Here is a 13003-nt window from a genome sequence, read left to right on the forward strand (position 1 = left end):
TAAAACAGGTAAAAAAATAAAGAAACAACAAAGATATAGGGCGGATACGAAATGTTGTCAAATGAAAAAACATATCAAACAAACCTTCCGATTAAATATATTTTTGAAGAAGGTCAAAAAAATAAAGATTATCTACTAGTAATGTTTTCGGGTTTTGCAGAAAATACCTCTAAAGTTAAACATGCATACAATTACATGAGAACACTTAAAAACTTTGACTGCCATAAATTATTTATAATTCCAGTGAATTAAAATATGCATTTTACATTTATAAAAATGGTTTAATCATTGATAAAATCATGTATCAAAATCATTCCATTTTGAGATATCCGCTAGATGGAATAGGTAACTATCAAGTTCAGTATTACATTAAAGATCAAAAAGGCAAGGTATCTGTAAATAAAACAAAATTATTACACAAATTTTTGCTTTATACGTTAACACAATAAAGGATGCCGCTGGTATGATGCAGAGCCAATTTTTTTAAAAGATATGTAAAATGAAGGGAGCAAGCAATGGATCAAAAAATAAAAGTAATGACTGTCTTCGGAACTAGACCTGAAGCCATTAAAATGGCCCCTCTTGTAAAAGAACTAGAAAAAAACAGTGAAACAATCGAATCAATTGTGACAGTAACAGCTCAGCACCGTCAAATGTTAGACCAGGTGTTATCAATTTTTGAGATAACGCCAGATTATGATTTAAATATTATGAAAGATCGCCAAACCTTAACAGACGTTACCATTCGCGCTCTAGAGGGTTTAAATCAAGTGTTGCAAGAGGCAAAGCCAGATATCGTTTTGGTTCATGGTGATACTACAACCACGTTCGTAGCAAGTTTGGCTGCTTTCTACAATAGCCTCCCAATTGGACATGTAGAGGCGGGCTTGCGTACATGGAATAAATTCTCTCCATATCCTGAAGAAATGAACCGACAGTTAACAGGTGTTATGGCTGATTTACATTTTGCACCAACTAGTGTTTCAAAACAGAATTTAGTACAGGAAAATAAAAAGGATGAATTCATCTTTGTTACAGGGAATACTGCAATAGACGCTTTAAAAACGACTGTAAAACCAAATTACTCACACCCTGTATTAGATAATTTGGGGAACGATCGGTTAGTATTGATGACCGCACATAGAAGAGAAAATCTTGGTGAACCTATGGAAAATATGTTTCGAGCTATAAGAAGACTTGTCGAAAAACATGATGATGTTCAGGTGGTTTATCCAGTACATATGAACCCAGTGGTAAGACAGATTGCAGACAAAATTCTAGGTGATAATAATCGTATCCAGTTAATCGAACCATTAGATGTAATTGATTTCCATAATTTCGCTTCTAAGGCATATTTGATCCTTACCGATTCTGGCGGTGTACAGGAAGAAGCACCATCTTTAGGTGTACCGGTTTTAGTACTCAGAGATACAACAGAACGTCCTGAAGGTGTAAATGCAGGAACATTAAAGCTAGCAGGAACAGATGAAGACGTTATTTTTAGCCTAGCTGATGAGCTTTTAAGTAACAAAGAAGCACATGATAAAATGGCCAAAGCCTCAAATCCTTATGGTGATGGTAATGCTTCAAAAAGGATTGTAGAAGCCATTCTATATTATAAGGAGTTAAGAGAGGCAAGGCCTAGTGACTTAGGTGAGGTATAGGAAATAAGGGTCTGTTGGAAAATCCAAACAGGCCTTTTTAAAAATATGATAATTAGTTGTTAAGAGTTAATTGATTACACAATGTATTACCAGTTTAGATGAATATCTTATTTATAGATAATTTTTATCCATAGACTATAAATACTACTTGTTTATATTTTAAGGGATCTAGTTTTTAAATAAATTAAAATATTCTAAAGGAATGAATGCGCTTTGCTACAGGATGAAAAAATGTACAATTCGAATCTTCCAATAAAGTATATAGTTAAAGAAGGACGAATAAATAAGGATTATTTATTAGTTGTATTTTCGGGTTTTAGTGAAATTAATGCAGAGAGGAAACATGCTTACAATTACATGACCCCTTTAAAAAATTTAGATTGTAATAAGTTGTTTATCCTTGATAATTATGGTCCAACGGGATGCTATTATTTTGGAGAAAATATGAACCTTGAAGTAGAATCCTCTGTAATGTCTCTGATCACCAATATTATAAGAAAAAATAAAATTAGATATGAAAATGTAATAACTGCGGGTTCATCTAAAGGTGGAAGTGCAGCACTTTATTTTGGATTAAAATATAATTTTGGTGCTGTATTTGCAGGTGCTTTTCAATCAAAAATAGCAGATTTAATCAGTTTTCGTCGTCCTGAAGCATATAAGTATTTACTGGGTGAAGAACCAAACCCAACAGGTCATCAAATGTTAAATAACATTATTTATAAACAATTAAACAAAGAAATTTTCACCAAGCTTTATCTAATATCAAGTAAAAAAGATTGGCAGCACCCGGAACATATTCAGCCGTTTCTGAACACTTTGGAAGAGAAACAAATACCCTACCTATATTACGAATGTGAAGAGATGGTTGACCACAGCGATATCGGCAGACATTTTCCAGACTTTTTTAATAAAACATCTCCTAAATATATTTTATTCAGTTAAATTGAATGCTATTGAAACAGATATAGTAAATAAAGAAACAATTAGTGGGAAAATTGAAAGTATATATGACTCCCGGGACATTCAATTAAATTTAGTAGTAAAAGAAGGAAAGAAAGAATTATTAAAAGGTATTGATTCTATTGAATATACCCCAACTGATCCTGGATTTTACTCACTAATATTCCAAGTCACAAAAGAAGATAAAATTGTTTATGAAAAAGAACTCCTCAAAGGGTTCATAGGAGCAGGAGTTTATGAATTAAATAGTGTAGATTTTCGAGCTATAGACGATGAAATTGAAATAAAGATTAACACAGATACTAATGATTTAACCTATGCTTATTATATATATGAAAATGGTAGTATCAAAGAGAAAATAATGTACCAAAAGAATAATGAGTTGCGCTTCCCAGTTCAAAAATCCGGAAGTTACCAAGTCCAATATTTCATTAAAGATAAAAACGGAAAAATATCCATTAATATTACGCCTAGATTAAAGGTCTAGTACACCAAAATGTTGTAAATAAAATTGTAACTATAAATAGAAGGACCTTATTTTTCCATCAATTATTACGATAGCATTAATGAAAATGGGAAAATATAACAATCCCCTTCTTTTTAGTAAGGGGATTTAATATGCAATTCAACTTTTTCATAAAAGATTATAGGTTTAGCTTTATAAGAGGTGCAACGAAGGAATTTCATAGTAACTTTTATACTTTGGATATTATCTTTCTTTTTTGGATATAAAATCGGAAGTGCAGAAAATCAAAATTCTAGAATAAATATAGATGATAAATTCCTGGTTCTAAGAGTATAAATTTTATAAACGAACAGTTGGAGGAAAAGGCTAAACAAATTAGTCTCTTAATGAAAAAAACAGAAAGTGTTGTAAGTGTAAAACAGTTTGGTGCTGTGGGTGATGGTAAAGTATGATGATACAGCTGCTATTCAAGCTGCCATTAATTCAAATAGTGAAATTGTGCTGATTCCAAAAGGAACTTATTTAGTGTCCTTTTTACATCTATAAAATAACCTACAAATTAGTGGTGAAACCAGATACTCAAAAAATTTAAAATTTACCGAGAAAGGTTCAGCAATAAAAAATCCAATTTCCGGAAGTATCGGTAGCATCAAATTAAGTGACATAACGATAACATTAAATCCTTATATAAAGGTTGGGGTGAATTTTTCACGAATACATTCTTCCCAATTAGATCGTGTAACCATTATGGGAAATGGTTCAAAGGGAGTCGGAGTATTAACAGCAGATGGTGTTTCTCATTCGGCTTACTATAACACCTATAGTGATGTATCTATTCAAGGTGATATAAAAGGCGAAAAAGGATTGATGAAGGGTTTTGAATTTAAAACATCAGGGAACTCATGGAGATTATTTGGATGTCGTACCAACTATGTAAGGATTGGTGTTTACGTAGAAGATGATTATACAAATAACATTTCTGTATTTGGATCGGCTTTTGAACAATTCGATACAGGCGTATTTTTAGCTGGTGCAGGGTGTTCTATTTTCGGTACTCGATTTGAAAATGCAAAGGGTCCCGCTCAAGGGATTGGAGTTTACCAGGCACCAGGTGGTATTAATAATGGTTCGTTTGGAAACTTCTTTTCTAATGTTAAGTCACCATTAAAAAATGACTCTACCTCCTTTTCACTAATTACCTCCTTTTCACTAATTCATCTGGATAACGGTTCACTTAATACCAAGTACTTATCGCATTTTTCAGGTGGTGGTTGGAGATCATCTATGGATATGCGTAACAATCCAATTAATAACATTGCATATAATCAATTTCAAGTAAGGGAGAATCCCCCAGCAAATGCTAACAAAGGGACTATTGCTTATACTGATGGAGTGAAATGGAAACCTTATGGAGAGTCTAAAGAAACGCTGGTTATAAAAAGTTCCAAGAATCACTGGATTCCATTGAATCCTATTTACATGCTCGGTCCACCCACTTCTGGTTCATGGAAAAGAGGAGATATCATTTATAACGAGGCACCTGAGCCTGGGAGGAAATATAGGGTGGGTTTGCACTAGCGAAGGAAAACCAGGGATTTGGAAGTCGTTTGGAAAAATAGATAATTAGAATGTCTGTGGTACATTATTGCAAGTAATTAAATCCTGTAAAATGGAAAATGTTAATCTTAAGAAGAGGTGAGTAGTTATGTCCGAAATTAAAATAATATTTTCAGACTTCATTACAATAGATGGAGAAGTGAGTTTTACATATACTGAGACTAATAGTGAAGGCGAGAACCTGTCATCTAATAGGATTTACTTTAATCTATTCCCAGCTATTAAACCAAGACCAGATCTAATTGCACTAGCGCTATCAACGTTATGCGCAAAAACATACTCTAGTATCCATTTTGATACGAATGTAAGCGAGTCAATTATATATGCGATTTCAAAATTTACTTCTGCTGTTGTTACAGCAAGTTTCAGTTTTGATAATTCAGTTCAAAGAAGGAAAAGAAACAACGTTACATTAAATTTTAGCGGTGGATTTGACAGTCTTGCTGCTAAGTGCTTAATGCCAGAAAGTACAAATTTAGTTTCAATGGACTTTGGTGGCAGGTTTTCTAGAGAACGTAGGTTTTTTGAGAACTTTGATACCTGTATCGTGACTACAAATTTGTTAGAAACTCCTTTAAAATCAAATTCTTGGTCAATGATGGGAATTGCTTCTATTTTATATAGTGACTATTTAGCAACTGACTTTCATACGTTCGGAAGTATATTTGAAGTAAGCCCCAATAATTTTACTGATTCCCCTGCAGCTGCACGAAATAATAGTTTCCCGCCTTTTTTAGCAGCAGGAATGGAGAATGCTCCTTATGTTTTGGGTTTGACAGAGGTAGGTACGCTAAAGGTAATTGGACATTATGAGCCTGAATTAATTGCGCCATCTTTAGATTCCTTAGCGGATCCTGTTGAGGAAAAAAGATATAGAAAACAAGTATTATCTCTAATTGCATCTGAAAAAGCAAAAAGGGATTATAATCTAACTATTATTGATACACCTCCAAGGCCACACTTTAAATTTGGACAAAATCTATCTGCTGACTTTCTCTCTTTATACATTATCAAACATGCTGGTTTGGATATAGCTTCACATACCATTATGGATATTCCGGATGAAGTAGTAAAAGCAGCTGATAATTTATCGTTAATGTTTTATGAAAGATTAAACACAAATTTTATAGAGAATTTTCCAAAGGAACTTGTAGGGGGATTACTATCTAAATTAGGAAATGCTGGAGTTATTCCATTTACACCTGACGACTGGAAAGAGTATTATCAGGTTAGAGAATTAATGTCAAACTATCATGAATTAAAGTAGAGTTATTTAAAAGAAGTGAATTTAGCAAAATCACTAAAATAAGACCTAGATGAATAGAGTGAATCCTGACTTTCAGGGTTCATTCTTTTTTTTGAATTATGTGATTTAAGTCATAGAAGTTTTATAAGTATTCGACAATAATATTGACGGGCATTCCAGAATTCAACATAATATTTACGGACCTTATGAAATAATATAAAGTATAAAACGAGAATGGGGTAGTTGACTATGCTATACGTAAAAGATCCTTTATGTTTTAAAGCATCTATTGATATTTCTTTAGAGGTTCTCTCCGAGATTGATGATGGTTTATTAAGAGAGTTTGTTGATTCTATTCCCAGTAGCGTCAGCTGGGTAAGCTTGGAGACCACATCGGAAGTAGAAGAAAGCTTAAAGTGTTGTTTGGTTAAATTCAAAGAAACAAAAACCTATCATTGGCTGAGAGAAGATTTTAAAAATGCCCTGTATGACATTGAAATTCAACTGAATAAGAAGGTTTCATAACAAAAAACCTGATTGGGGAAGTCCCCAATCAGCTTTTTTTCTGCTGTCGTTGTATCTAATTTGTCTTATAAGTTGAAAAACAAGCCATTAAATCTTGCATGGCCTTAACCAAACTAGCTGATAAGTATTCCATAAAACGACTAGAATCAGCGCATAGCAGAGCCATTACTTATGGGGTGGTTCTGTGTTTCACTCTCGTCCCCCTTACCCTTGCCTTTACTACTATCCTCCATTTACAATTTGATGTATATGGCCCTACTCCTGTCACTCCTGTACCCCAACTAAGGCACTACTGTCCCCAACTAAGGCACTATTGGCTCTAAATTTTGGCATACATGGCTCTTTTTAATGCAATATTCAACTACCAAATAAACGGGAAAAAGGATAGATGGAACTTGTGGATATAATATGGAATAATTAGTGGAGTGAAAAATTTGTAGAAATTTCTGTTTATTACCTACATTATTTCTTACATTACACTATTTTTCCACATAATAGGACTGGAAATGCATTTACATTTAACTAGTAATTTATTAGAATACTTAATTAAAGAGAAGTTATGGGAGGCAGGCAGAAGGTGAATGTTAAAGCACAGTGTAATAGCTCGAAACAGGCTGATTTTTCAAAGCTATTGAAGAAGGCTTATGAAAAGGGCTTGAATGAAAGTGAATTAACACTTGATAAGATTATTGAGGATTTGAAAGCTGATTTGAAGAATATGATGATCAATTAATCATTGCTTCATTTATTATCATATAGAATAATTTCATTAAGGACGGTGACGTAATGATCGCTTTTGAACAGTTACCAAAATCGATAAAGAAATCACTGCGCTATATCAATCAAGATGTGAAGTCAATAGAGAAGTTAGAGCAGCTTGAGAAAACATTGGTGCTATATATCAAGAAACGTAAGCTTCAGTTGAAAAATGAGGACTGATTATAAGGAAGATGTATTTTGCAAGAAAAAAGTGCATAACTGCGCAAGACTTTTTGCAGAGTTTTGCCACCCAAATATTAAAACTACCTAGCCTTAGATAATGCGTTTGAGAGCCTGTAGCTTCCACCATTGAATGTTAGTACATGAGCGTGATGAATTAATCGATCTACTAACGCAGCTGTTAGCCTAGAGTCTATAAAAATTCTATTCCATTGGCTAAATTCAAGATTTGAAGTAATGACTAAGCTCTTTTGTTCATACCATTCTGCAATTAGTTGAAACAATAATTCCGATCCTTCCTTACTGAAAGGTAGATAACCCATTTCATCAAGAATAATTAAATCTACCTTTTCAAACCTTTTCCTAAACGATGGCAACTTATCCTGCTTTAATGCCTGTTCTAATTGCTCTATGAGGAGAGATACACGATAGAATCTCACCTCATACCCCAACTCACATGCTTTCCTTCCTAAACCCGTTGCTAAATGCGATTTTCCGGTCCCAGGCGATCCAATTAATACTACATTCTGCTTTTGCTTAATAAAGTCTAGGCTAATTAAACCATCTTTATCAATATGTGTTGGAAAACGTATTCTTTCATTCCATTCATAGTTGCTTAGATTCTTAGAATCTAAAAATTTAGCATTTTTAATGAGACGCTGCACCTTTGCCTTCTCGCGCAAGCGGAATTCTTCCATAAATAATACTTCTAAATATTGGTCTGGAGAGTCAAAAGGGATTGTCTCGTATATCTCAGCCACATAAGCCAATCTCAATGACTTACACATAGAACGGATAGATTCATTCATAATTACTCACTCCTTTCTAAAGGAGCCAACGAGTCATATTCTGACCAATCTAGCCCGAAGGGGTTTTCATTCTTACCAGATATTAAATCGTAAAATTCCTCATTAATTCTTTTCATATCATGTGTTACAAGTAAATTCACTATTTCTAGTAATCTCTCTTTTCGAACCACTAAATCTTCAACCATCAAGTAATCATTTACTCTACCCGGTAGATACTTTTGATATCTTGAGTAAGGAACTACCCTTGGTTTCCGTATCCAATCTTTGAATATTGAAATCCATGGTATAGCTCTTTTTTTGTTCATATACGGCCGAAAATCTTCTAATAAGATTTCCCCATCGGGGGAAACAGCTTTAAACTTATCCCAATTTAATACAAAGTAAATAAATGGATAATTTGAAGCCTTAGGAATATGTATTAATGAACCATCTAACTTTGCTTCATTAAACTTATTTACCTTTGCTTCTACTTCTTTAAAAATCGGATAATCCTCCGTTGGCAACTCAAGTAGGAAGCTCTTTTCTTTGTCCCAGAGGTCCTCAATCATTACTTCTTTCTCATAATGAAGCCTTTGCCTATCTTTCTGAAGTTGTATACGTAGTGATTCTGTTAATTCCTCAAAGTTATTCATAACGGGGGATGTTGTGAAAAAGTTATATCGAATGTAACCGACTTTATTTTCCACACTTCCTTTCTCATGCCCACTACGTGGATTACATACTTGTACTTCAAAACCATAATGGTTTTGGAATTGGATAAAAGCATCTGTTAATTTGGCCTCTTCGATTTTGGACCTTACTTTCTTTACCGCAGGAGTCAGATTATCAATTCTAATTCTTTTTGGGACACCACCAGATTGTGAAAATAACAGTTTCAACCCATGAAGAAAACATTCTTGGTTTTCGGACGGTAATGGTACAGCAAATGCTGCATTACTATGTGGATATGACATTACTAAAACATGGGTATCCACAAACTCCCCATCTTTAACAACCTCCATTAACCCAAAATCTACTTGAGCTTCACTAGGAGGATGTTCTAAACGATCATGCCCTCTATCAATTTCCTCGTTATGGCTATTCTCCCAGTCAGAAATAAAATAACAAACTGTTCGATAGGAACCATTAAAACCAAGAGCCTGTAGATCTTTAAACAACGCTTTCTTATTTCGACGTAACTTCTTCTTTAGCTTACTATCTTCAAATAGCCAATCCGAAATTATTTCTCCCCACTTATCTGTATACATCATGCCATTGGGTTGTTTTATTTTAGATTCGGGTAATTGATTTTCATCTGCATATTTCTTAGCTGTCCTCCAATTAATCCCTAATGTTTCCTTAATTTTTGTTATGGATAATCCTTTTTTGTTTCTCAGGTGTTTGATACAATTAATATCAGACATTGCTAGCATCCTTTCGTAATCCTCCACTCTGTATTGATTCGACACCTATACAGTAGAGGGACTTGGGGTGGCTGGCAAGTCTTTTTTTGTGCACCTATAAAATAAAGTGCAGGACTCTGCATTTTTTACTTGCAAATGTCTGCACTTTTATTTTGCAATAAACAGAAGACTAGCGGATATCCGCTAGTCTTCCTTGCGGCTGGGGCAAGATTATCAAATCGGATAGCTTTCGGAACTCCACCAATATAATGAAAAATCCGCTTTAACCCTTCTAAAAGCATTCTCTGTTCTGTGAAAAAAAGACCTGAAAATAAAATGCATCATTATTCCTGCTACCAATTCAAACTATAACTATTCGAGTCTACTATTCTACAAATCTTGACAAATATTGGGGAGTGACAGGCACCGATATTTACAATAGTAAATACACAAAATCTACAAATCTCAAGTTTTGCCAATATATTTACAATTTTGAAGAAGTTTAGTAGAATGGGCGAAAGGACTCGAAGAGAGGAGAAATTTGCCTAATGGGAGAAAAGAAACACAAGGAAGAGTTTTCTTCGAATGAATTCTCGGCCATTGTAAAAAAAGCCTATGAACGCGGAATAAATGATAGCGGAATGACTGTCCAACAACTACTTGCTGATTTGAAAAATGACCTTAGAAAGCTAACGCTTCAATAATATAGAGAAAAAAGGGCAAACTAGACATTAAATCTAGTTTGCCTTTTTATTAACAAAATAATCAGTTAGGAACTGTCCCCAAACTTGATAGCCTTGTTCGTTAGGAGCACTTTGATCCTCATTTAAAAAATTCTTTATTTCTGGATTGTCGGTTGCTGGCCAAGCTGCCCAGTGGTCGAGATAGGTCATGTTGTTCGCTGTCGCATATTCTTTTAAAGCTTCCACTTGTGTTGAATAATACTTTGGAAGATAAATCGGATACGATGGCTGCAGGATGAGGGTGCTGTTTGGGTTAGCTGCCTTAATATCCTCAATGATTTTCGTTAAGTTGGATAACGTAACGTCAATTTTTAACTTGCCATTGTCGTTAAATAGAAATGGCTCAATCACGACCAGCTGTCCTTGTTCAGCAGCGAGTTCAACCTGCTTATTTTCGGCAACAATATCTTTTGATGACAGATTATATGTATGTTTTGCAGTAATAACCCTGTCACTGCCAAAGTTTTCACTTAAACTTTGAGTAACGCTTTTCTCCCATTCCATGGCTGCAGAGCCAACAAAGAGAATTTTATAGGGCTTCTCTTCCTCTAGAGCTAGTTTGAACTGCTGTTTTGCCTCTTCCGGCCAATTTGCTGCCAGCGCTAGATAGTCAGCATAGTCAGTCTCACTAGTCTCCTGATTAAGATCAGGTTCAACAACTGCCTTTACAGCGGTTTGCTGATTCCAATGAATATGCCCATAGGCAAGGATACCTATACATATAATGGCCCAAACAGCTGTTAAAAAATACTTCATTCTTTCTTCCTCCAAATACATTTCTTTTAACTATTATAGCAAAACACCAATAAGAAATTTATGCCAATTATAAATTATCTACAAATATTTACAAAAAACATGGTATTATTATTTAGGTGATTTCCAAATAACTACAAACTAATAAATAAATAGCAGTGGAAATAAACTAGTCAAGCCGTGACTAATTACATAAATAGATATGTAAAATTTATGTAAAATTCACTTCGAACCGCTAAGATTTAACTATTACTGTAGTAAAATGTATCTATAAAAACACAAAAAAGACCATCAATGATTAATAATTTTCATCGTTCGTCACAATGTGACAATTATCGACATTCATTCATGGTATAATACTCTTATTTTGAATGAGCAAATACAGGAGGAAATTATGGAAGAAACTATTAGCTTAAAAGAGTTGCTAGCGACGTTAAAAAAGCGGCTAGTTATGATACTACTTATTACGATGACGGCAGGCTTAGTAAGCGGAGTCGTTAGTTACTTTTTTCTAACCCCAATCTATCAGGCTTCGACACAAATTCTCGTTAATCAGGCAAAAAGTGAACAATCAGTATACAGCCCAAGTGAAGTTCAAACCAACCTACAATTAATCAACACCTACAATGTAATTATCAAAAGTCCGGCTATTCTTGATAAGGTAATTTTCCAATTAGGACTTGATATGACGTCTAGTCAATTAAATGGAAAAATCACAGTTGGCAGTGAAAAAGATTCACAGGTTGTCAATATATCTGTTCAAGATCCAGACGCAAACATGGCAGCAAAAATAGCCAATAAAATAGCTGAAGTGTTTCAAACAGAAATTGTGAAAATTATGAGTGTAGATAATGTAAGTATCCTAGCAAAAGCAACGGTAGCCGACAATCAATCTCCAATTAAACCTCAGCCAGTCATGAATGTAGCAATTGCGGTTGTTGTTGGACTGATGGCAGCTGTGGGACTAGCATTTTTATTGGAGTACTTTGACAATACAATTAAAAATGAACATGATATTGAAAAAATATTAGAACTTCCGATACTTGGTGTCATTGCGCAAATTGATGATCAAAAGATGGAAGAGTTAAAAAAGCGGAAAGCAGCAGCAACAAGATCGGCAGGAAGAGGTGAGACGTATGGTGTTTAAAAGAAAAAAGAAATTCAACACAACAGACCCAAGCCGTAAGCTTATCGCAAACCTTGATCCGAAGTCACCCATTTCTGAACAATATAGAACGATTCGAACGAATGTTCAATACTCTTCTATTGATAAAGAACTTAAAACCTTGATGGTTACTTCTTCTGGACCAGCAGAGGGAAAATCAACTACAGCAGCAAACCTTGCGGTGGTATTTGCACAGCTTGGGAAAAAAGTATTGTTAGTGGATGCTGACCTTCGTAAGCCAACGGTTCATCGTTCGTTTGGCGTCAACAACCTATTCGGTTTTACTACCGTATTAACAAAGCAAGCAACACTTGCTAGTACCGTTCTTGATACAGAAGAAAAGGATTTATACATTTTAACAAGTGGACCTATTCCACCAAACCCTGCTGAGTTATTAAGCTCGAAATCAATGGAACAATTTATTGAAGAAGCGAAAGAACAGTTTGATTATGTTCTATTTGATACACCACCATTATTAGCGGTAGCAGATCCGCAAATTCTAGCAAACAAGGTGGATGCCTCTATTTTTGTTGTCTATAGCGGCAGAACAGAAATTGACCAAGCGAAAAAAGCGAAGGAATTGCTACAAAATGCACAAAGTAAATTGGTTGGTGTCGTTTTAAACCATAAAGAATTGAAGAATAATGAATACTACTATTATTATGGTGCTAAATAACTAATTTTCGACAAATTTCCACCCTTTACCTAGCCTTTCGGCGGTGTTATGATGA

The 13003-nt window shown here is 34.5% G+C and carries 16 protein-coding genes; 13 read left to right on the plus strand and 3 right to left on the minus strand.

What is annotated here, in order from left to right; all coding sequences use genetic code 11:
- Nucleotides 1–51: 51 nt before the first annotated feature.
- From QFZ28_RS03750 to QFZ28_RS03795, 10 genes are all read left to right on the plus strand, one after another.
- Nucleotides 52–252 carry a hypothetical protein gene (locus QFZ28_RS03750; RefSeq protein ID WP_307193405.1) on the plus strand — a complete coding sequence of 67 codons (201 nt, stop codon included), beginning with the start codon at nucleotides 52–54 and terminating at the stop codon, nucleotides 250–252.
- 263 nt (nucleotides 253–515) lie between these two features.
- Entirely contained in the window at nucleotides 516–1664 is a 1149-nt protein-coding gene (gene wecB / locus QFZ28_RS03755; protein ID WP_307193406.1) for a non-hydrolyzing UDP-N-acetylglucosamine 2-epimerase, read from the plus strand.
- Between the two features lie 231 nt (nucleotides 1665–1895).
- Nucleotides 1896–2609 (plus strand): accessory Sec system protein Asp2, encoded by a 714-nt coding sequence (locus QFZ28_RS03760; protein ID WP_307193407.1) that lies wholly within the window; start codon nucleotides 1896–1898, stop codon nucleotides 2607–2609.
- A 1-nt stretch (nucleotide 2610) separates the two neighbouring features.
- Nucleotides 2611–3114, plus strand: coding sequence for a hypothetical protein (locus tag QFZ28_RS03765; RefSeq protein WP_307193408.1), 504 nt, complete (start codon nucleotides 2611–2613; stop codon nucleotides 3112–3114).
- A 417-nt stretch (nucleotides 3115–3531) separates the two neighbouring features.
- Entirely contained in the window at nucleotides 3532–3639 is a 108-nt protein-coding gene (locus QFZ28_RS03770) for a glycosyl hydrolase family 28-related protein (protein ID WP_307193409.1), read from the plus strand.
- A gap of 153 nt (nucleotides 3640–3792) precedes the next feature.
- Nucleotides 3793–4671 carry a hypothetical protein gene (locus QFZ28_RS03775; protein ID WP_307193410.1) on the plus strand — a complete coding sequence of 293 codons (879 nt, stop codon included), beginning with the start codon at nucleotides 3793–3795 and terminating at the stop codon, nucleotides 4669–4671.
- Between the two features lie 127 nt (nucleotides 4672–4798).
- Nucleotides 4799–5977 carry a hypothetical protein gene (locus QFZ28_RS03780; protein WP_307193411.1) on the plus strand — a complete coding sequence of 393 codons (1179 nt, stop codon included), beginning with the start codon at nucleotides 4799–4801 and terminating at the stop codon, nucleotides 5975–5977.
- 228 nt (nucleotides 5978–6205) lie between these two features.
- Nucleotides 6206–6481 (plus strand): hypothetical protein, encoded by a 276-nt coding sequence (locus QFZ28_RS03785; RefSeq protein ID WP_307193412.1) that lies wholly within the window; start codon nucleotides 6206–6208, stop codon nucleotides 6479–6481.
- 577 nt (nucleotides 6482–7058) lie between these two features.
- Nucleotides 7059–7214, plus strand: a complete 156-nt coding sequence (locus QFZ28_RS03790; protein WP_307193413.1) for a hypothetical protein — start codon at nucleotides 7059–7061, stop codon at nucleotides 7212–7214.
- 53 nt (nucleotides 7215–7267) lie between these two features.
- On the plus strand, nucleotides 7268–7420 hold the full coding sequence (locus QFZ28_RS03795; protein WP_307193414.1) for a LytR family transcriptional regulator: 153 nt from the start codon (nucleotides 7268–7270) through the stop codon (nucleotides 7418–7420).
- An 83-nt stretch (nucleotides 7421–7503) separates the two neighbouring features.
- On the opposite strand, the gene istB is transcribed toward QFZ28_RS03795, so the two are convergent.
- Together istB and istA are read right to left on the minus strand one after the other, a co-directional pair.
- The gene (istB, locus tag QFZ28_RS03800; protein WP_307193415.1) at nucleotides 7504–8229 is read right to left on the minus strand and encodes an IS21-like element helper ATPase IstB; all 726 of its coding nucleotides are present in this window, start codon (nucleotides 8227–8229) and stop codon (nucleotides 7504–7506) included.
- A gap of 2 nt (nucleotides 8230–8231) precedes the next feature.
- The gene (gene istA, locus QFZ28_RS03805) at nucleotides 8232–9641 is read right to left on the minus strand and encodes an IS21 family transposase (RefSeq protein WP_373428038.1); all 1410 of its coding nucleotides are present in this window, start codon (nucleotides 9639–9641) and stop codon (nucleotides 8232–8234) included.
- A gap of 518 nt (nucleotides 9642–10159) precedes the next feature.
- Here istA and QFZ28_RS03810 point away from each other — a divergent pair.
- The gene (locus tag QFZ28_RS03810; protein ID WP_307193417.1) at nucleotides 10160–10315 is read left to right on the plus strand and encodes a hypothetical protein; all 156 of its coding nucleotides are present in this window, start codon (nucleotides 10160–10162) and stop codon (nucleotides 10313–10315) included.
- A gap of 33 nt (nucleotides 10316–10348) precedes the next feature.
- Here QFZ28_RS03810 and QFZ28_RS03815 read toward each other — a convergent pair whose 3' ends face one another.
- Nucleotides 10349–11110 (minus strand): SGNH/GDSL hydrolase family protein, encoded by a 762-nt coding sequence (locus QFZ28_RS03815; RefSeq protein WP_307193418.1) that lies wholly within the window; start codon nucleotides 11108–11110, stop codon nucleotides 10349–10351.
- A gap of 391 nt (nucleotides 11111–11501) precedes the next feature.
- On the opposite strand from QFZ28_RS03815, the gene QFZ28_RS03820 reads away from it, so the two are divergent.
- Both QFZ28_RS03820 and QFZ28_RS03825 read left to right on the plus strand, forming a co-directional pair.
- Nucleotides 11502–12254: a YveK family protein gene (locus tag QFZ28_RS03820; protein ID WP_307193419.1), complete on the plus strand. Its 753-nt coding sequence runs from the start codon at nucleotides 11502–11504 to the stop codon at nucleotides 12252–12254.
- Nucleotides 12244–12948: a CpsD/CapB family tyrosine-protein kinase gene (locus tag QFZ28_RS03825; protein WP_307193420.1), complete on the plus strand. Its 705-nt coding sequence runs from the start codon at nucleotides 12244–12246 to the stop codon at nucleotides 12946–12948. Before QFZ28_RS03820 ends, QFZ28_RS03825 begins: the two co-directional genes overlap by 11 nt.
- Nucleotides 12949–13003 lie beyond the last annotated feature (55 nt).

The sequence above is a fragment of the Neobacillus niacini genome (genome assembly GCF_030817695.1).
Taxonomy (GTDB): Bacteria; Bacillota; Bacilli; order Bacillales; family Cytobacillaceae; genus Neobacillus; species Neobacillus niacini_F.

Coding starts and splice junctions, on each gene's coding strand:
- QFZ28_RS03750 (WP_307193405.1), top strand. CDS start 52: ATGTTGTCAAATGAAAAAACATATCAAACAAACCTTCCGATTAAATAT.
- wecB (WP_307193406.1), top strand. CDS start 516: ATGGATCAAAAAATAAAAGTAATGACTGTCTTCGGAACTAGACCTGAA.
- QFZ28_RS03760 (WP_307193407.1), top strand. CDS start 1,896: ATGTACAATTCGAATCTTCCAATAAAGTATATAGTTAAAGAAGGACGA.
- QFZ28_RS03770 (WP_307193409.1), top strand. CDS start 3,532: ATGGTAAAGTATGATGATACAGCTGCTATTCAAGCTGCCATTAATTCA.
- QFZ28_RS03780 (WP_307193411.1), top strand. CDS start 4,799: ATGTCCGAAATTAAAATAATATTTTCAGACTTCATTACAATAGATGGA.
- QFZ28_RS03785 (WP_307193412.1), top strand. CDS start 6,206: ATGCTATACGTAAAAGATCCTTTATGTTTTAAAGCATCTATTGATATT.
- QFZ28_RS03795 (WP_307193414.1), top strand. CDS start 7,268: ATGATCGCTTTTGAACAGTTACCAAAATCGATAAAGAAATCACTGCGC.
- istB (WP_307193415.1), bottom strand. CDS start 8,229: ATGAATGAATCTATCCGTTCTATGTGTAAGTCATTGAGATTGGCTTAT.
- istA (WP_373428038.1), bottom strand. CDS start 9,641: ATGCTAGCAATGTCTGATATTAATTGTATCAAACACCTGAGAAACAAA.
- QFZ28_RS03810 (WP_307193417.1), top strand. CDS start 10,160: ATGGGAGAAAAGAAACACAAGGAAGAGTTTTCTTCGAATGAATTCTCG.
- QFZ28_RS03815 (WP_307193418.1), bottom strand. CDS start 11,110: ATGAAGTATTTTTTAACAGCTGTTTGGGCCATTATATGTATAGGTATC.
- QFZ28_RS03820 (WP_307193419.1), top strand. CDS start 11,502: ATGGAAGAAACTATTAGCTTAAAAGAGTTGCTAGCGACGTTAAAAAAG.
- QFZ28_RS03825 (WP_307193420.1), top strand. CDS start 12,244: ATGGTGTTTAAAAGAAAAAAGAAATTCAACACAACAGACCCAAGCCGT.